Genomic DNA, 17,482 nt, shown 5'->3' on the forward strand with positions numbered 1-17,482 from the left:
GCTGGCGGGGGCTCTGGTGGGGAATTCACGGAGAGAGTCCTGCTTGCCGGTCCGGGGACAACACCATTACGTGATAGATGGTGCCACGAAATCTCACATGATCGGCAAGAACTCGGCTAAAAGCGATCAAATCACTCTGGCGCTACTTGACGGCTGTCACCTTCACGTCGAAGACGCTTCCACGGAACATGCCCTGGTAGGTGGGCTGATCGGGCAGCTTGGTGAACCACACCAGGAGGTAGCGTCCCTTCTCCGTGGAATCGGCGCTGTAGGTCTTCTTTCCGCCGAGGCCGGAGAACTTGTGGACCACCTTCAGGCTGTTCAGGTCGGCCGAGCCACCGACCCTCAGTTCCGCGGTGCCGCCCGAGCTCTGGGAACCGAAGTCGACCGTGACCTGCTTGATCGGCACGCTCTGCCCAAGGTCGAGCAGCAGGCCGACGCCCTTCTTCAGGTTGCCGAAGTCAACCGAGGCGTACGACTGCGTGTGCCAGTCGGTGGAGGGCTTGCCGTCCACCGCGTTGGGCGCCAGCTCCGGCCGCTCTTCGTGATCGCCGTCCGTGCTGAGCGGGTCGAATCCGGTGGCCGACTCCGGCTTGACCTCGCGGGTCTCGACGGGCGCGGCCTGCGTCGGGGTGGCGGTCACCCCCGTCGCCGGGGTGTCCGCGTTGCCGATGCTGCGGCCGATCGTCCAGGCGCCCACGCCGACGGCCGCCATCACCAGCAGCACGATCGTGGTCATGGCGACCTTGCCGAGCATCCCCCCACCGTTCGAGGAGGGGGGCGCGGGCTGGTGCTGGACCGGTGGAGCGGGCCGCTGGGGTGCCGCGGTGTCCACCCCGTCGGAGCGCAGGGCCGACACCGGCTGCGGCGCCGGTACCGGCATCGGGGTGGGCATCGGGACGGGCCGGGGAACCGAGCTGAGGGCCTCGGCCAGTTCGGCGGGCGTGGCGAAGGGGGCCAGCCCCCGCTTGCCCTCGGGCAGCATCGCCCGGCACGTGATGGCGTCGAGATAGCCGGGAACCCCCGCCGTGACCTGCCGGGGCGTGCAGAAGTGGCCGTCGGCCATGGGCGCGGGCGGCAGCCCGAGGTCCTCCTCACCGGCCCAGTGCCCGGTCAGCCCGGCGTACAGCAGGCGGCCGAGCCCCTCGGTGTCGGCGCGGGCGGCCTCCTCGTTCGAGACGTCCATCAGCGCCGCGTCGATGCCCAGCCCGAGCACCTTGACCGTGCTGCCCGCAGCCGTCCACACCAGGTGCTCGGGGGTGAGGCACAGGTGGGCCAGACCGGCCTCGTGGGCGTGGGCCAGCGCCTCGGCGGCCTCGGCGACCAGCGCGGCGGCCCGCTCCGGCTCAAGGGGGCCCGCGGCGACCATGTCGGTGAGGGTCTCGCCGCTGACCCACTCGCTGACGACGTAGGAACGGCCGTCGTCCTCGGTGGTCGCGTCGAAGACCTGGGTGAGACGGGGGTCGGTAAGCCTGCTGGCGACCCTGGCCGCCGAGATGACCTCGTTCAGCCTGGGGAAACCGGGGTCGAAGGTGTAGACGGCGACGGGTCGGGCGAGCACCTCGTCGATGGCCTTCCAGAGGGTCGCGCCATCCGACTCGTGGACGCGGTCCTCAAGCCGGAAGCGCTCGGCCAACTTGGTGCCGGGCTCGACGACGGAGGAACTCATGGGCTCTCCACAAGTGAGAACACGACAGCGCCCCACCAGATTGACACATCAGGACACATCACGCGATGCCGGGTGGATACGCCCACGCCCTCCTGCTTCCATTAGCCGCATGTCACCACACGCGTTGCACCATGTTAGTCGCGCGCAGGTTCCGCCCGTGTTCTCCTTCAGACGCCTGGACGAAGCCTTTGGATTACCGGCGTACCCGGCTCGCGACCATTTCAACGACCGAACTGACCTCGGGGATGCGCATCCGGTGTGCGATGACCAAGTAAAGAACCATACCGAGCCCGCCACCGGCGGCCAGCATCACGGCGGCGCTGAGCGCGTTCAGGCCGGTCAGCTCCTGGGAGCCCCACAGCACGGCGAGGGCGAGCAGCGCGGCGGGCAGGGCGGCGACGTACATCCGTGACAGGCCCGCGGCGACCACGCGCCCGCCGAGGCCGCCCACCCTGCGGCTGGCCAGGGTCCAGGCGACGGCGGTGCCGAGCACGTAGGTGACGGTGAAGGAGAAGCCGAGCCCCATCACGATGTACTGCGCGGGCAGGATCATGTAGGCCAGCAGGCTCAGCAGGCCGTTGACCGCCACGTTGCCCACGGCCACGAAGACCGGGGTCCGGGTGTCGCCGAAGGAGTAGAAGACGCGAAGCAGAAGCTGGAAGAGCGAGAACGGCACCAGCGCCAGCCCGAAGACCTGCAGCACGTTGCCGATGTAGACCGCCGCGTCGATGGTCATGTTGCCCCACGAGAAGATCAACACGGTCACCGCGGGACCCAGCACCATCAGCAGCAGCCCCGCGGGTACCAGCAGCGCCGAGACCAGGCGCACCCCGGAGGAGAACTCCTCCCTGACCACGCCGAACTGCTCGTCGGCCACCGCCCTGCTCATCCTGGGCAGCATCGCCGTGATCACCGAGACCGCGATGATCCCGTAGGGGAGCTGGAAGAACTGGTAGGCGTAGGCGTAGGCGGAGTTGCCCGCGCCGGGGGCCCGCTCACCGGCGCCGGAGGCGAGCTTGGTGGTGATCAGGAAGCCGAGCTGGCTGATCCCGACGTAGGCGAACGTCCACACCGCCGTGCGGCCCATCTCGCCCAGCCCCGCCTCGCGCAGGTCGAGCCTGGGCACGAACCGGAAGCCCGCCCGGTGCAGCGAGACGACCAGCACCGCGCACTGGGCCACGATGCCCGCGGTCGTGCCGAGACCGAGCAGGGCCAGGTTGGCGTCGCTGACGGTCCCGATGTTCGTGCCCGCCGTACCCAGCGAGAGGTAGTAGGTCAGGGCGACGGCGATCATCACGATGTTGTTCAGGACGGGCGCCCACATCGGGGCCGCGAACCTGTCACGGGTGTTGAGGATCGCGCCCGCGATGGCGCCGACCCCGAAGAAGGCGATCTGCGGAAGGATGAACTGCGCCAGCTTGACCGCGACCTCGGTCTTCCTGGGGTTCCAGTCGGCGCTGTAGAGGCTGATCAGCGGCCCGGCCAGCAGCACGCCCGCTATGGCGACCAGCGTCAGCACGATGACCCCGAGCGTCATCAGCCGCTGCTCGTAGGCCCTGCCCCCGTCGGGGTCGCTGCGCTGCCGCCTGACGATCATCGGCACCACGACGCTGCTCAGCACGCCGCCGATGAGGAAGTCGAACAGGATGAGCGGGATCGTGTAGGCCACGTTGTAGGCGTCGCCGAGGGCGAGGGTGCCGATGGCCGCGGCGAGCACCGCCGTACGGACGAATCCCGTGACGCGGGAGACCATCGTGCCCGCCGCCATGACCGCGCTCGCGCGCAGCACCCTGCTCATCGCTCTTCCTCCGCCAGATCGCTCGAAACGCTCGCCAGATCGCCGGGCAGCCGGCCGTTCACGACTCGCTGCCCGCCGGAGCGCTCGCGCGCCTCGGGGGTACGGCCGCCGCCGTCCGACGGCTTCCCCTGCGCCGCAGGACGCGCAGGACGACCGCGGCCAGCAGGACCAGCAGGGCCGCCCCGACGATCACCAGGGCGATCCCGGTGTAGCCGGTCGTGCGGACCGTGATCTCGACGGGCGCGCCGTACCGCCGTCCGTCGGCCGTCATGAGCTGGACCTTCACCGTGGTCTGGCCGCTGGCCAGCACCGTCATGGGGACCCTGACGGTGTCGCTCTGCCCGCCCAGGATGGTCCGCTGGTCCTTGTAGCTCTCGATTCTCAGCAGTTTCGGCTGCTCCGAGGTCACCCTGAGCCGGACGGAGACCTCGCTGCCGGGGCCGGTCAGGCTGTTGCGCACGCTGATCGGCACCTCGCCGTTGGTGCCCGCGAGCGTGCGCAGCGGGGACTGCTCGTTGCCGGTGATGGAGACCTGCTTGATGCGGTCGTCCACCGCCGTGCCCACCTGCGTGACGTACGGCGCCGCCGCGTCCCCCCGCTCACGCCAGACGGAGGAGGAAAGCCGCAGCAGCGCCAGATCGAACACGTCGAAGTCCTGCGCCTTGGTGATCGCCGACGTCAGGTCGGCACGGCGACCGACCCGCCTGACGCTCTTCATGTACGGCTTGGCCAGCTCGGCGCGCCGGTCCTGCTCGGTGTAGGTGAGGTCGGCCCGCGGCGTCGCGACCCCCTTGGCCGGCTTGATCGATTCGAGCCTGGCCGGGGCCAGCCACGGCAGCGAGGAGGCCGTCTTGACCAGGTCCGTCACGTAGGCCGGGTCGGGGGACCAGCGCCGCTGGGGGACGGCGACCACGGTCCGCCTGGCGGTCACCGGCTCGGCGGCGATCATCGCGGTCTCGGCGATGAAGCGCCTGCGGCTCAGCACCGCGGCGCCGGGCACCGAGACGTCGGTGTCGAGGGCCTCGCTCAGCACCCGGTCGGTGAGCAGGGCGGTGACCGGGCCGTTGACGGTGTTCAGGGTCGCCGAGGCGTCCGGCGTGGTCACCGGGGGTATCGCCGGAGGCAGGGCCGCCTCGTCGAGCAGCACGGTCTTGACGCCCTCGGTGGCGAGCAGGTCAAGGCCGTCGTAGTCGATGCGCCCACCGGCAGGCCAGTTCACGGTGGTGATGAGGTCACGGCCGAAGGCCCTGCTGCCGACCAGCCTGGCCGCCTCGACCGCGGTCTTCGCCGAACCGTCGACGCCGCCGTGCGCCAGCGCCGCCACGTCGGGGTCGGCGTACGGCGTCGCCACGACCGGCTCGTTGAACAGGGCGGTGCGCAGGTCGCCGAGCCAGGTGGCGGCCGCGGTGTCGCCGGAGCGGCTCTCCACCTTGTCCTTGACCTTCACCGCGTACGGCTTGCCCAGGGTCTGGGCGTCGTCCACGAGGGAGGGGTCGAGAACCCAGGTGAGGTTCTTGGCCGTCGTGGTGCTCTGGGCGAGCTTGAGCAGGTTGCCCAGCCGCTTGCCGGGGGCCATGGACGCCGACAGCGTGTCGTCGAGGAAGACGCCGTCGACGGCCCTGCGGGGCTGGTCGACGATCGGCAGCACCATGGCCAGCTTGGTGCGGGAGACCTGCGTGCCCGTGGGCATGTGGATCAGGAAGGTGCGCTGGGCGGCGACCGGCTGCCCGAAGGCGTCGATCACCTGGATCATGAGCGGGTAGACCCCGAACCGGTTCATCCCGAGCTGGAACGGGGTGAAGGTGTACTCCCAGGAGGCCTTGGCCCCGGGCGCGAGGCTGGCCGGCTCCAGGTTGAGCTCGTCACGCCAGGAGGTCGGCTGGGGAGCCAGCCCGCCGACGTAGGCCTCCATGTCGGAGCGCCGCTGGAACGGCTGGGACGAGTAGTAGAGCCTGCGGCGCAGGCCGGTGACCGTCTGGGTGCCGGTGTTGACGAAGGTCCCGGAGAACTTGATCTCGGTGGTCGGCTCACGGGTCACGTCCGGCGTCAGCGCGCCGATCACCAACTGGGGCGCCTGCCGCCCGGCGGCGGTCTCCGTCGTCTGGGCGCTCGCCGTACCAGGAAGAGCCACGGCCGCGGGGGAGAGCAGCGTGGCGGTCAGAACGGCGAGCGACGTGACCTTGCGGATCACGCGCTGGCCCGGGGTCGAGTACGGCGCACGCCCGTAATGCTATGGCCTATCCGGCGAGCGGGAAGGTCGCCTGCTCCCTCCGTGACCGGGATTGGGCCAGGTCGATGGTCTTCCCTGAAACAAGCGACAGAAGGTGGTCCGTCCTGATGAGCAACGCCGTACGACGTTCACCCGTCGGGGTGTGGACCAGGTCGCCGGCACCGGCGAGCCGTTCGTCGACCAGCGTGGTCAGTCCGTCGGGCAGCAGCAGCGGGCAGACCAGCCCGGCCGCGTAGTCGGTCGCGGAGTTGACGGTGAAGGCGGAGGCGGGCCTGACCCTGCGGGCGCCGAGCGCGCCGCCGACGGCTCCGGGCCTGGGCGGGGAGTCGGCCGAGGCGACCACGGCGACCGGCTCGCGTCCGACGCGGGTCGTGACCTCGAAGACGGTCACGACGACGCAGGTCGCCGGGCTCACGGCCAGCAGCTCCGGGAGTTCCTCGGCGCACGTCATCGCGCGGGGAAGGCGTACGATCTCATGGTGAACCTGGTGTGCGAGGAGCCAGCGATGGATCGCGAGGGCGTCCTGCATGTGTGTGCTCCTTGCCTCGACTAGCCTCGACGCACGGCCCCCGACGGTCTCTTGACTGACCGTAACCTGGTGATCGCTTGAGGTGTATCCCCAGAGGGGAACATGTTCCGTAACCGAAGGACCTACCCGGCTTGTCCCTTTCAAACCTGACTGAGAAGCAGCGGCACGGCATGAGCGAACTGTTCAGAAAGATCGCCCCCGTGGCCGACGAGCTCGGCGAGTTGTTCGCCGCGAAGGGATACCAGATCGCCCTTGTCGGCGGATCGGTTCGTGACGTCTTCCTCCGCAGGATCGGCAACGATCTCGACCTGACCACCGACGCGCGCCCCGAGGCCGTCCTCGACCTCGTGCGCGGCTGGGCCGACTCGATCTGGACGATCGGCATCGACTACGGCACGATCGGCGTCCGCAAGGGCGGCTGGCAGTTGGAGATCACCACCTACCGCAGCGAGTCCTACGACTCGACCTCGCGCAAGCCGGAGGTGGCCTACGGCGACACGCTCGAAGGCGACCTGGCCCGGCGCGACTTCGCCGTCAACGCGATGGCGTTGCGGCTGCCCTCGCGCGAGTTCGTCGATCCCCACGGCGGTCTGGACGACCTGCACGCCAAGGTGCTGCGCACGCCCGGTCCTCCGGAGCGCTCCTTCGACGACGACCCGCTGCGGATGCTCAGGGCCGCCAGGTTCGCCGCCCAGCTCGGGTTCACGGTCGATCCGGCGGCGCTGGCCGCGATGACGGCGATGGCAGAGCGCATCGAGATCGTCTCGGCCGAGCGCATCCGCGACGAGCTGGACAAGCTCATCCGGGGCGCCCACCCCCGCGAGGGGCTGAAGATCCTGGTCGAGACGGGCCTGGCCGCCCACGTCCTGCCCGAGCTGCCCAAGCTCCGCCTGGAGATCGACGAGCACCACCGGCACAAGGACGTCTACGAGCACACGCTGATCGTGCTCGAACAGGCGATCGGCCTTGAGGAGAACGGCCCGGACGGCATCCTGCGCTGGGCCGCGCTGCTGCACGACGTCGGCAAGCCGAAGACACGCCGCCACGAGCCGGGAGGCCGGGTCTCCTTCCACCACCACGAGGTGGTCGGCGCCCAGCTCGCCAAGAAGCGCATGACGGAGCTGAAGTTCCCCAAGGACGTGGTCGCCGACGTCTCCAGGCTGGTCGAACTGCACCTGCGCTTCCACGGGTACGGCACCGGCGAGTGGACCGACTCGGCCGTGCGCCGCTACGTCCGCGACGCCGGGCACCTGCTCGACCGCCTGCACAAGCTGACCCGCGCCGACTGCACGACCCGCAACAGGCGTAAGGCGCAGGCGCTCTCGCAGACCTACGACCAGCTTGAGGAGCGCATCGCCAGGCTGGCCGAGGAGGAGGAGCTCGGCAAGATCCGGCCCGAGCTGGACGGCAACGAGATCCAGGAGATCCTGGGCGTTTCTCCCGGCCCCGTCGTGGGACGCGCCTACAAGTTCCTGCTGGAGATGCGCCTGGACAAGGGGGTCGTCGGCAAGGAGGCCGCCGCTCTCGCCCTGCGCGAATGGGCCGGGGAGAACGGGATCGCGTCCTGAACCCCTCCTGGGAGGCCCTGGACCGCGAGCACGTCTGGCACCCCTACGCCGCGGTGCCCCCCGCCGTGCCGGTCCACCCGGTCTCCAGGGCCGATGGCGTACGGCTGACGCTGACCGACGGTCGGCGGCTCGTCGACGGCATGTCGTCCTGGTGGGCCGCGATCCACGGCTACAACCATCCCAGGCTCAACCGGGCGCTGACCGACCAGCTCGGGGACATGGCGCACGTCATGTTCGGCGGCCTCACCCACGAGCCCGCCGTACGGCTCGCGCGCACCCTGGCGGAGATGACCGGGCTGCCCCGGGTGTTCCTGGCCGACTCGGGCTCGGTCGCGGTCGAGGTCGCGATCAAGATGGCCTTCCAGTTCACCGGGAGGAGCCGCCTGCTCACGGTCAGGGGCGGCTACCACGGCGACACCTTCGGCGCGATGGCCGTCTGCGACCCGGTCAACGGCATGCACCACCTGTTCTCCGGCGCCCTGCCCAAGCACGTGTTCGCCGACCGGCCGCCCGCCGCGTTCGACGACGACTACCTGACCCACCTGGACGAGACCGTCGCCGCGCACGCGGACGAGCTGGCGGCCATCATCGTGGAGCCGGTCGTGCAGGGCGCGGGCGGCATGCACTTCTACCACCCCGCCTACCTGCGCAGGCTCCGCGAACTTGCCGACGGGTACGGCCTGCTGCTGATCGCCGACGAGATCGCCACCGGCTTCGGCAGGACGGGAGAGCTGTTCGGCTGCGACCACGCCGGGATCCGCCCCGACATCATGTGCCTGGGCAAGGCGCTGACCGGCGGCTACATGTCCCTGGCCGCGACGCTGTGCACCGAGCGGGTGGCCGAGGGCATCGGGACGCTCATGCACGGGCCGACCTTCATGGGCAACCCGCTGGCCAGCGCCGTCGCGGGCGCGAGCCTCGACCTGCTGGCCGAACGCCCGTGGCGGCGGGAGGTCGCCCTGATCGAGGAGGGCCTGACCCGTGGCCTGGCCGAGGCCGCCAAGGCTCCCGGGGTCAAGGACGTGCGGGTGCTCGGCGCGATCGGCGTCGTCGAGACCCACGAGCCGGTCGACGTCGGGCGGGTCCAGGACGTCGTGATGGAGCACGGCGTCTGGCTGCGGCCGTTCGGCCGGTTGATCTACACGATGCCGCCCTACTCGATCGGCGACGACCTCGGCCTGATCACGACCGCGATGACGGCAGCGGCGTTCTCGATCGATCCCCGGGCGTGACCATCCGGTAGACCACCGCGCCGCCGAGGTATCCGGCCGTGATGAGCCCGAGCACCAGCATCGACCTGCCGTCCGCGGGCAGCAGCGCCGCGGCGATGGCGGCGGCGATCACGTAGGTGCCGTTGAAGAGCATGTCGTAGATCGAGAAGGCCCGGCCCAGGTAGACGTCCTCGACGTCCCGCTGCACGCGCGTGTCCGTGCAGATCTTGATGCTCTGCCCGGCCAGGCCGAGCACGAAGCCGCCCGCCGCGAAGCCCCACTGCTGGAACGGCGCGCACAGCGCGAACGACAGCACCCCCGCGGTGACCAGCATGGCCGGGATCCAGGTGTCGATCCCGAAGCGCTCGGTCGCCCACGGCGTGACCACGACGGCCAGGGCGTAGCCGACCCCCGAGGTGGCCAGCACGAGGGAGGTCACGTCGAGCGCGTTCTCGGCGCTGTCGGCGAAGTAGTAACGCGAGAGCATCACGACCATCGCCGTGCACATGCCGTACACGAAACGGTGGGTGGCCATCGCGCCGAGCGCGGCGGCGGCCGCCCGGTGGCCCGCGATGTGGCGGGCGCCGTCGATGAGGCCGCCGACCACGTTGCGCAGCGCCTGGGCGGTCTGCGGCATGTCCGCGTCGTGGGCGGGGCCGAGGAGCCGCCTGTCCATGGTCCTGGCGATCAGCGCGCTCGAACCGAAGGTGACGCCGGAGATGACCAGCAGCGCCGCCGTGCTGCGGTGGTCGCCGCCGAAGGCCCGGTGCAGCAGGTAGCCGACCCCGGCGCCGACGAAGGTGACGACGGTGCCCGAGGTGGGGGTGACCGCGTTGGCCATCAGCAGACGGCTGCCGGGGACGACGTGCGGCAGAGAGGCGCCGAGGGCGGCCAGGAAGAAGCGGTTGACGCCGAGCACGGCGAGCGCGGCGGCGTAGAAGACCCCGTCGGGGACGCCCGCGAGCAGCAGCGCCGCGGCCAGGAGCAGCAGCGTCCCGCGCACCATCGGCGCGACCACCAGGATCTGCCGCCGCGACCACCGGTCGATGAACACGCCCACGAAGGGACCGAGGATGGAGTACGGCAGGAACAGTACGGCCAGCCCGACGGCGATCTCCGTCGCGCTGGTGTTCTTCTCAGGGCTGAAGAAGGCGAATCCGGCCACCGCGAACTGGAAGACACCGTCGGAGAACTGCGAGGCGAGACGGGTGCCGAACAACCGCCTGAAGTCCCGGCCCCTCAGCAGTACGCGTAGATCGGATACGAATGACACGGGCTCAGCCTACGCGTGGCGGATTGACCTCGACATCAGGAGGATCCTGCCTTGCCGGACACTTCACCACCTTTCATGACGTAACGCTGATCAGGCAGAACGAGCAGACATGGTCACGTACCCTCGATCGGGTGACAGCTGATGAACACGTCGTGCTCGTCGACTCCGAGGGAAACGCGATCGGCACGGCGCCCAAGGCCACGGTGCACGGTCCCGACACGCCCCTGCATCTCGCCTTCTCCAGCTACGTGTTCGACGGTCTGAGACGGGTGCTGCTCACCCGCAGGGCGTCGCACAAGATCACTTGGCCGGGGGTGCTGACGAACAGTTGCTGCGGGCACCCGCTGCCCGGCGAGCCGCTCTCCGAGGCGGTGATCCGCAGGCTCTCCCACGAGCTCGGGCTGAGCGTCGAGAGCGTCGACCTGCTGCTGCCACGCTTCTCCTACCGGGCGGTCATGGACAGCGGGATCGTCGAGCGGGAGCTGTGCCCGGTCTACCGAGTCGTGGTCGACGCCGAGGCCGCGCCCAATCCCGACGAGGTCGGGGAGACGCGCTGGATGCCGTGGCGGGAGTTCACGGCCCGGGTGCTCGCCGGTGACCTCGCGGTCTCCCCGTGGTGCCGCGAGCAGATCCCCCACCTGGCCGGGCTCGGCGACGACCCGCTCGGCTGGCCGGTCGCCGACCCCGAGGAACTGCCCGCCGCCGCCCGCCCCACCGTCACCCGACCCGCCTGACCTGCTGTACGGCGAGGCCCTCCGTCCGAATCCGGGCGGAGGGCCTCGTCTTTGTCCGGGGAGCAGGGGCTCAGCGCTCGACCTCGCCGCGGATGAACTTCTCCACGTACTCCCTGGCCTCGTCGTCGGAGTACTGCTCCGGCGGGGACTTCATGAAGTAGGAGGAGGCCGACAGGATCGGCCCGGCGATGCCCCGGTCAAGGGCGATCTTGGCCGCGCGGACCGCGTCGATGATGATGCCCGCGGAGTTCGGGGAGTCCCAGACCTCCAGCTTGTACTCCAGGTTCAGCGGGGTGTCGCCGAAGGACCTGCCCTCAAGACGGACGTAGGCCCACTTGCGGTCGTCGAGCCACGGCACGTGGTCGGACGGGCCGATGTGCACGTCCGCCTTGCCCATCTCGTGCGGGATCTGCGAGGTGACCGACTGGGTCTTGGAGATCTTCTTGGACTGCAGGCGCTTGCGCTCCAGCATGTTCATGAAGTCCATGTTCCCGCCGAAGTTCAGCTGGTAGGTGCGCAGCAACTCGACGCCGCGGTCCTCGAACAGCTTGGCCATCACCCGGTGCGTGATGGTGGCGCCGACCTGCGACTTGATGTCGTCGCCGACGATCGGCACACCGGCCTCGGTGAACTTCTCGGCCCACACGGGGTCGGAGGCGATGAAGACGGGGAGCGCGTTGACGAAGGCGACCTTGGCGTCGAGGGCGCACTGGGCGTAGAAGCGGTCGGCGTCCTCGGAGCCGACCGGCAGGTAGGAGACGAGGACGTCGACGTTGTTGTCCTTCAGGACCTGCACGACGTCGACCGGGGCCTCATCGGACTCCTCGATCATGTCGCGGTAGAACTCGCCAAGACCGTCGTAGGTGTGGCCACGCTGCACGGTGACGCCGAGCGGCGGCACGTCGCAGATCTTGATGGTGTTGTTCTCCGAGGCCACGATCGCCTCGGAGAGGTCGCGCCCGACCTTCTTCGCGTCCACGTCGAAGGCCGCGACGAACTCGACGTCGCCGACGTGGTAGTCACCGAACTTGACGTGCATCAGGCCCGGCACCCGGCTGCCCGGATCGGCGTCCTTGTAGTAATGCACGCCCTGCACGAGCGACGAGGCGCAGTTGCCTACACCGACAATGGCTACGCGCACCGAACCCATGGCACTCGCTCCCCTTGTTTCGAATGGTCAATTGTCTTCCGAGGCGGGGTGCCGCCCCCTGTTATCCGCGCCGGGCGCGGGCGCCCGGGAGGTCCCTTCCTGTGCGGGGCGCCGCTCTTCCTCAGATGCGGAACCCCGTCGCTCCGTGGCGATCAGCTCATTCAACCAGCGCACTTCGCGTTCGACCGACTCCAGACCGTGACGCTGGAGCTCTAGCGTGTAGCTGTCCAGACGCTCCCTGGTCCTGGCCAGAGCCGTACGGACACCGTCGAGGCGTTCCTCCAGCCTGCTGCGGCGTCCTTCGAGGATCCGCAGCCGCACCTCGGTCTCCGTGTGCCTGAAGAAGGCGAAGTGGACGCCGAAGCTCTCGTCCTCCCAGGCCGAGGGCCCCGCCTGGGTGAGCAGCTCCTGGAGGCGCTCCTTCCCCTCCGCCGTCAGCTTGTAGACGATCTTCGAGCGTCGTCCGGTGAGCGTGATCGGGCTCTCGGCCGCGGGCACGTCCGAGTCGTCGTCCTCGACGATCAGCCCGTCGTGCAGGAGCTGACGAAGACAGGGGTAGAGCGAGCCGTAGGAGAACGCGCGAAACATTCCGAGCAGAGAGTTGAGCCGTTTGCGCAGCTCATAGCCATGGAGCGGGGTCTCGTGCAGCGACCCGAGCACGGCGAGCTCCAGCACGCCGCTACGTCCGCCGGCCACGGGAAACCACCACCTCTCGCATCGATGTATCGAGCCGATACATCCTGAGGATACGTCGTGCCAACATATCTCTGCAATTAACGACTTTCCCAAGAGGTTGGGCGCAAACAGTAAAAAGCCGTAGTGTGGCGCTTATGTGGTCACAGCGAACGGCAGCGGGCTCGGCCCCTCGCATGGCCAAGACCACTTCCCAATGTGGGAAATTCCACGCTCGGGTGGGGGAGGTCTGCCATCGTGGTTTCCGGAACCACGTGACGGCCTCACCCGTCCTCGGGAACGGAGATCCGCCCGGATGGGTCGGCTACCAGTGAGCCAAGGCGACGAGGGGATCGCATCCAAGCGGTAATCTCGCCCGCCTGCACGCCGTCGTAGACACCGATGACCGAACGAGGACGCGTGAGTTACAGCAACAGCCATGACCCGGAGCCGCACGGGCGCCCTCAAGCCCCTGACGTGTCGGCTCGTCAGGGACGGCGCCGTCGCTCAGGCACGGGAGCCGCTTCCCCTGCGGTTCCCCCGCCACCGCTTCCCCAAACCGGAGACGCCGGACAGGCGACCCAGATCTACGCCCAGCCGAACTTCCAGGGGCGGCCGCCGTACGGTGACCCCGGGCCAGGACGCCGCCAGGAGGCGCCTCCCCTCGACGGACGCAGGCCCGAGGCCGCCTTCGAGGACACCCAGGCCATGCTCGCCGCCCAGGCCGCCCAGGCCGCGGGCCGTACGGCGGTGCACCCGTCTCCTGTGCCGCAGGCCGCCCCACAGACCGGTGCGCGGGCGGCCATGGACGACCAGGCAACCCAGATCGGCTCGCCCATGCAGGGGGGACCGGTCGCCTCCGGGGGGCGCAGGCGCGCTCGTGGACGTGGATCCGCGGGACGGGCCGACGCCCAGGGACAGGCCTTCGCCGAGCAGGACGGCCCCGGCGGTCCTGGTGGCCCGGGTGGCCCGGGTGGTCCCGGTGGACCCGGTGACGAGGACGGCGGGGGCAAGCCCCGGCGCAGGGGCTGGAGACGCTTCCTGCCGAGCTGGAAGATCGTGGTCGCGGGCTTCACGATCCTCGCCGCGGGCGTCTTCGGCATGATCGCCGTCGCCTACGCCAACACGCCGGTGCCCACCACCGCACAGGCGAGCGTGGACGATCAGGGCAGCGTCATCCACTACGCCGACGGCAAGGTCCTCGCCCGTCTGGGCGTCAAGCGTACGCCGGTGACGATCAAGGACATTCCCGAGGCGATGCAGGACGCGACCATCGCGGCGGAGAACCACTCCTTCCGCGAGGACAGCGGCATCGACTTCAGGGGCATGGCCCGGTCGCTGTGGAGCACGGTCAGCGGCAACCAGGTCCAGGGCGCCTCGACGATCACCCAGCAGATGGCCCGCAACTACTACGACGGGCTCAGCCAGGAGGTCTCGATCCAGCGGAAGGTCAAGGAGATCTTCGTCGCGATCAAGATCAGCAAAACCCTGCCGAAGGACGAGATCCTCACCCGCTACCTGAACATCATCTACTTCGGTCGTGGCGCCAACGGCATCCAGGCCGCGTCGAAGGAGTTCTTCGGCAAGAACGTGCAGCAGCTCACCCCGCCGGAGGCCGCCTACCTCGCGGGCCGCATCCAGAACCCCGGCAACTTCGACCGGCTTGAGGCCAACAAGAAGTTCGCCGCCACCAAAGAGCGCTACGAGTACGTGCTCAACAACATGGTGAAGCTGAACCCCGGCAAGTACGACAAGTACGCCACGGTTCCCTTCGAGAGCCTCAAGTTCAAGAAGATCAAGACGACCGAGATCAACAAGGGTCTCAGGGGCTACATGCTCGACATCGTGTTCAGGGAGCTCGCCAGGCGCGGCATCGACAGGGAGCAGCTGGACACCGGGGGCTACCACGTCTACACCACCTTCGACGAGCAGAAGATGAAGGACGCCCAGAAGGTGGTCAAGGCTCGCACCGCCAACCTGGAGTCCACCATCCACGCCAGCGTCGCGTCGGTGAACCCGAAGAACGGTCGAGTGGTCGCCTTCTACAGCGGAGACGACTTCGTCAAGGACTTCAACAACCGCGCCTTCGACGCCGCCAAGCAGGCGGCCTCCGCGTTCAAGCCCTATGTGCTGGCGGCGTGGCTGGAGAAGGGCAACTCGCTGGACAGCTACATCGACGGTGTTTCCTCGATCAAGCTGCCCGGCACGACCCCCATCAAGAACTCGCACGTCGCGCCGTACGGACCGATCACCACGGTCAAGGCCATGGCCGACTCGGTGAACACCGTCTTCGCCCAGATGGGGCAGGTCGTCGGCCTTGACGAGGTGGCCAGGATCGCCAAGGACGCCGGGGTCGGCGAGCGGGTCAAGAACAGCCCCCTCTACGGCGGTAAGAACGCGGTCGACTGGGCGGTCGAGCACCAGAGGTTCCAGACCACCATCGGGGTCTCCTCGGTCACCGCGGTCGAGCAGGCCGCCGGATACTCGATCTTCGCGAACGCCGGCAAGCACGTCGACTGGCACACCATCGTCAAGGTGACCAACAAGTCAGGGCTGGTGCTCGCGGAGGAGAAGATCGAGCGGCAGGTCATCAGCCCCGAGGCGGCGGCTGATGCGACCTACGCGCTCCAGGCCGTCGTCAAGCAGGGCACCGGTACCGCCGCGAACCTGGGCGTGCGTCCGGTGGCCGGAAAGACCGGTACGAACAACGAGTACAAGGACGCCTGGTTCGTCGGCTTCACCCCGCAGATCGTCACCGCGGTCGGCATGTCCAAGGACGTGCCCTACAGCAAGCCGCAGGGGCAGCCGGGAAGGCACAAGCTCAAGGTCGACAAGTACGGTCTGCCGAACCGCAAGTTCAAGGTCGTGTCCTGGGAGGAGGAGCCGATGCCCTCCTTCATCGGTGGCGGCGGCACTCCCACCCAGATCTGGCACGACTACATGGCCCTCATCACCGCCAAGGACAAGGTCGAGCAGTTCCCCCCGAGGGCGAACGGCGGCACCCTGAACAACCTGGCGACGCCGGAGCCGACTCCCAGCCCCACGCCGACCGACACCTACAACCCTGACGGCGGTTACGGCGACTCCGACGGTGGCGGGGACGACGGCATGCCCGACGACAACCAGTGTCTGCCCGGGGACATCTCGTGTGACCCGACGCTCGACGACGACGGCACCGGGACCGGTCAGCGTGACGACCTCGGCACCGACGACGGTACGGGTGACGGGACAGGCGACGGCACAGGCGATGGAACGGGCGACGGCATAGGGCTCGACTCGGGCGCCGCGCCGGGCGCCGCCGTACCCGATCCGAAACCGACGGGACAACACCACTGATATGAAGAGCGCCCAGACAATGCCTGTCGCGCTGCCTCCTCTGGCTACGCGAGTCACCCCCTACATCCCCCTGGCCCTCTTCGGGGCCCTGGGGGCGGTGCTCTCCTTCCTGTGGAAGTGGCCCTGCCGGTTCGGCGGGGCCTGGAACGACGGAACGCAGCAGTTCACGAACTTCTGTTACACCGACATCTATCCGCTGTGGTGGAACGAGAAGCTCAACGAGGGCAAGATCCCCTACTTCGGCCACCCGGTCGAGTACCCCGTCGGTATCGGCGGGATCATGGAGTTCTTCCGCAGGATCGCCTCCTCCATGGCCGATCCCGCGGTCGCCTTCTACGACCTGACCGTGATCCTCATGGCCGTGTGCCTGATCGTCGGCGTGGTGTTCATGGCCGCGCTCGCCGGTCCCGCCCGGCGCTGGGACGCGCTCTGGTACGCCCTGGCTCCCTCGCTGATCCTCACGGCCTACATCAACTGGGACCTGGCGGCCAACGCCCTCGCCCTGGCCGCGCTGCTCGCCTGGTCGAAGCGGCGCCAGTGGCTCGCGGGTGTCCTGCTCGGGCTGGCCATCGCCACGAAGTTCTACCCGGTGATGTTCCTCGGCCCGCTGTTCCTGCTGACGGTGCGAACCGGCAGGTGGAAGCCGTTCCTGCAGACCGTCGGTGGTGTGGTGGCCGCCTGGCTCGTGGTCAACGTCCCGATCATGGTCACGGCCTTCCCCGGCTGGAGCAGGTTCTACGTCTTCAGCCAGGAGCGACCCGCCGACTGGGGGTCGATCTGGTACTTCTTCAACGTCAAGCAGTGGCCGTTCCTCGGCGACCCCGAACGGCTCGACACGCTGGGCGTCGTCTCGCTCGGCGCCTTCTGCCTGGCGATCGCCGTGCTCGCGGTCACGGCCAAAACGCGGCCCCGGCTGATGCAGCTGTGCTTCCTCACCCTGGCCGCGTTCATGATGACCAACAAGGTGTGGTCGCCGCAGTACGTCCTGTGGCTCATCCCCTTCGCCGTGCTGGCCAGGCCCAACTGGAAGCCGATCGCCCTGTGGCAGATCGCCGAGTGCTGGTACTTCTTCGCGATCTGGCTCTATCTCGTGGCCCAGCGACCGGAGACCGCGGCCCTCGGCATCACCGCCGACACCTACTTCACCGCCGTGTGGGGCCGGGTGATCACGATCCTGATCATGATGGGCTTCGTGGTGCGGGACATCCTCAGGCCCGACAAGGATGTGATCAGGCAGGACGGGACCGACGACCGGTCGGGCGGGGTCTTCGACGGCGCCCCCGACAGATTCAGACTCGCCCTCACCTGAGCA

At 68.9% G+C, this 17,482-nt stretch carries 12 protein-coding genes; 5 read left to right on the forward strand and 7 right to left on the reverse strand.

What is annotated here, in order from left to right; translation table 11 throughout:
* Positions 1 to 142: 142 nt before the first annotated feature.
* From FHS44_RS20380 to FHS44_RS20395, 4 genes are all read right to left on the reverse strand, one after another.
* Entirely contained in the window at positions 143 to 1,669 is a 1,527-nt protein-coding gene (locus FHS44_RS20380; RefSeq protein ID WP_184716999.1) for a protein kinase family protein, read from the reverse strand.
* Between the two features lie 193 nt (positions 1,670 to 1,862).
* Entirely contained in the window at positions 1,863 to 3,467 is a 1,605-nt protein-coding gene (murJ, locus tag FHS44_RS20385) for a murein biosynthesis integral membrane protein MurJ (protein ID WP_184717001.1), read from the reverse strand.
* Positions 3,468 to 3,525: 58 nt separating this feature from the next.
* Positions 3,526 to 5,658, reverse strand: a complete 2,133-nt coding sequence (locus tag FHS44_RS20390) for a DUF6049 family protein (RefSeq protein ID WP_184717003.1) — start codon at positions 5,656 to 5,658, stop codon at positions 3,526 to 3,528.
* Positions 5,659 to 5,704: 46 nt separating this feature from the next.
* Complete coding sequence (locus FHS44_RS20395; RefSeq protein ID WP_184717005.1) at positions 5,705 to 6,226, reverse strand: aminoacyl-tRNA deacylase; 522 nt, start codon at positions 6,224 to 6,226, stop codon at positions 5,705 to 5,707.
* A 170-nt stretch (positions 6,227 to 6,396) separates the two neighbouring features.
* On the opposite strand from FHS44_RS20395, the gene FHS44_RS20400 reads away from it, so the two are divergent.
* Together FHS44_RS20400 and FHS44_RS20405 are read left to right on the forward strand one after the other, a co-directional pair.
* Positions 6,397 to 7,794 (forward strand): CCA tRNA nucleotidyltransferase, encoded by a 1,398-nt coding sequence (locus FHS44_RS20400; protein ID WP_184717007.1) that lies wholly within the window; start codon positions 6,397 to 6,399, stop codon positions 7,792 to 7,794.
* On the forward strand, positions 7,764 to 9,026 hold the full coding sequence (locus FHS44_RS20405) for an adenosylmethionine--8-amino-7-oxononanoate transaminase (RefSeq protein ID WP_184717009.1): 1,263 nt from the start codon (positions 7,764 to 7,766) through the stop codon (positions 9,024 to 9,026). The genes FHS44_RS20400 and FHS44_RS20405 overlap by 31 nt, the downstream gene beginning before the upstream one ends.
* On the opposite strand, the gene FHS44_RS20410 is transcribed toward FHS44_RS20405, so the two are convergent.
* A complete protein-coding gene (locus FHS44_RS20410) occupies positions 8,977 to 10,278 on the reverse strand; it encodes an MFS transporter (protein WP_184717011.1) in 1,302 nt (433 codons plus the stop codon). The two genes, FHS44_RS20405 and FHS44_RS20410, sit on opposite strands and share 50 nt — an antisense overlap.
* A 131-nt stretch (positions 10,279 to 10,409) precedes the next feature.
* Here FHS44_RS20410 and idi point away from each other — a divergent pair, with 131 nt between their 5' ends.
* Positions 10,410 to 11,012 (forward strand): isopentenyl-diphosphate Delta-isomerase, encoded by a 603-nt coding sequence (gene idi / locus FHS44_RS20415; protein WP_312863745.1) that lies wholly within the window; start codon positions 10,410 to 10,412, stop codon positions 11,010 to 11,012.
* A 70-nt stretch (positions 11,013 to 11,082) separates the two neighbouring features.
* Here idi and FHS44_RS20420 read toward each other — a convergent pair whose 3' ends face one another.
* Both FHS44_RS20420 and FHS44_RS20425 read right to left on the reverse strand, forming a co-directional pair.
* Positions 11,083 to 12,162 carry an inositol-3-phosphate synthase gene (locus FHS44_RS20420; protein WP_184717015.1) on the reverse strand — a complete coding sequence of 360 codons (1,080 nt, stop codon included), beginning with the start codon at positions 12,160 to 12,162 and terminating at the stop codon, positions 11,083 to 11,085.
* A gap of 27 nt (positions 12,163 to 12,189) precedes the next feature.
* Positions 12,190 to 12,858, reverse strand: coding sequence for a PadR family transcriptional regulator (locus FHS44_RS20425; protein WP_184717017.1), 669 nt, complete (start codon positions 12,856 to 12,858; stop codon positions 12,190 to 12,192).
* Positions 12,859 to 13,311: 453 nt separating this feature from the next.
* Here FHS44_RS20425 and FHS44_RS20430 point away from each other — a divergent pair, with 453 nt between their 5' ends.
* The gene (locus FHS44_RS20430; protein ID WP_184717019.1) at positions 13,312 to 16,170 is read left to right on the forward strand and encodes a transglycosylase domain-containing protein; all 2,859 of its coding nucleotides are present in this window, start codon (positions 13,312 to 13,314) and stop codon (positions 16,168 to 16,170) included.
* 19 nt (positions 16,171 to 16,189) lie between these two features.
* Positions 16,190 to 17,479 (forward strand): glycosyltransferase family 87 protein, encoded by a 1,290-nt coding sequence (locus FHS44_RS20435; RefSeq protein WP_184717021.1) that lies wholly within the window; start codon positions 16,190 to 16,192, stop codon positions 17,477 to 17,479.
* Positions 17,480 to 17,482 lie beyond the last annotated feature (3 nt).

This window comes from Streptosporangium saharense (assembly GCF_014203715.1).
Classification (GTDB): Bacteria; Actinomycetota; Actinomycetes; order Streptosporangiales; family Streptosporangiaceae; genus Streptosporangium; species Streptosporangium saharense.

Excerpts from the sequence above, each read along its gene's own strand:
- FHS44_RS20380 (WP_184716999.1), bottom strand. The coding sequence starts at position 1,669 with ATGAGTTCCTCCGTCGTCGAGCCCGGCACCAAGTTGGCCGAGCGCTTC.
- murJ (WP_184717001.1), bottom strand. The coding sequence starts at position 3,467 with ATGAGCAGGGTGCTGCGCGCGAGCGCGGTCATGGCGGCGGGCACGATG.
- FHS44_RS20395 (WP_184717005.1), bottom strand. The coding sequence starts at position 6,226 with ATGCAGGACGCCCTCGCGATCCATCGCTGGCTCCTCGCACACCAGGTT.
- FHS44_RS20400 (WP_184717007.1), top strand. The coding sequence starts at position 6,397 with ATGAGCGAACTGTTCAGAAAGATCGCCCCCGTGGCCGACGAGCTCGGC.
- FHS44_RS20405 (WP_184717009.1), top strand. The coding sequence starts at position 7,764 with ATGGGCCGGGGAGAACGGGATCGCGTCCTGAACCCCTCCTGGGAGGCC.
- FHS44_RS20420 (WP_184717015.1), bottom strand. The coding sequence starts at position 12,162 with ATGGGTTCGGTGCGCGTAGCCATTGTCGGTGTAGGCAACTGCGCCTCG.
- FHS44_RS20435 (WP_184717021.1), top strand. The coding sequence starts at position 16,190 with ATGCCTGTCGCGCTGCCTCCTCTGGCTACGCGAGTCACCCCCTACATC.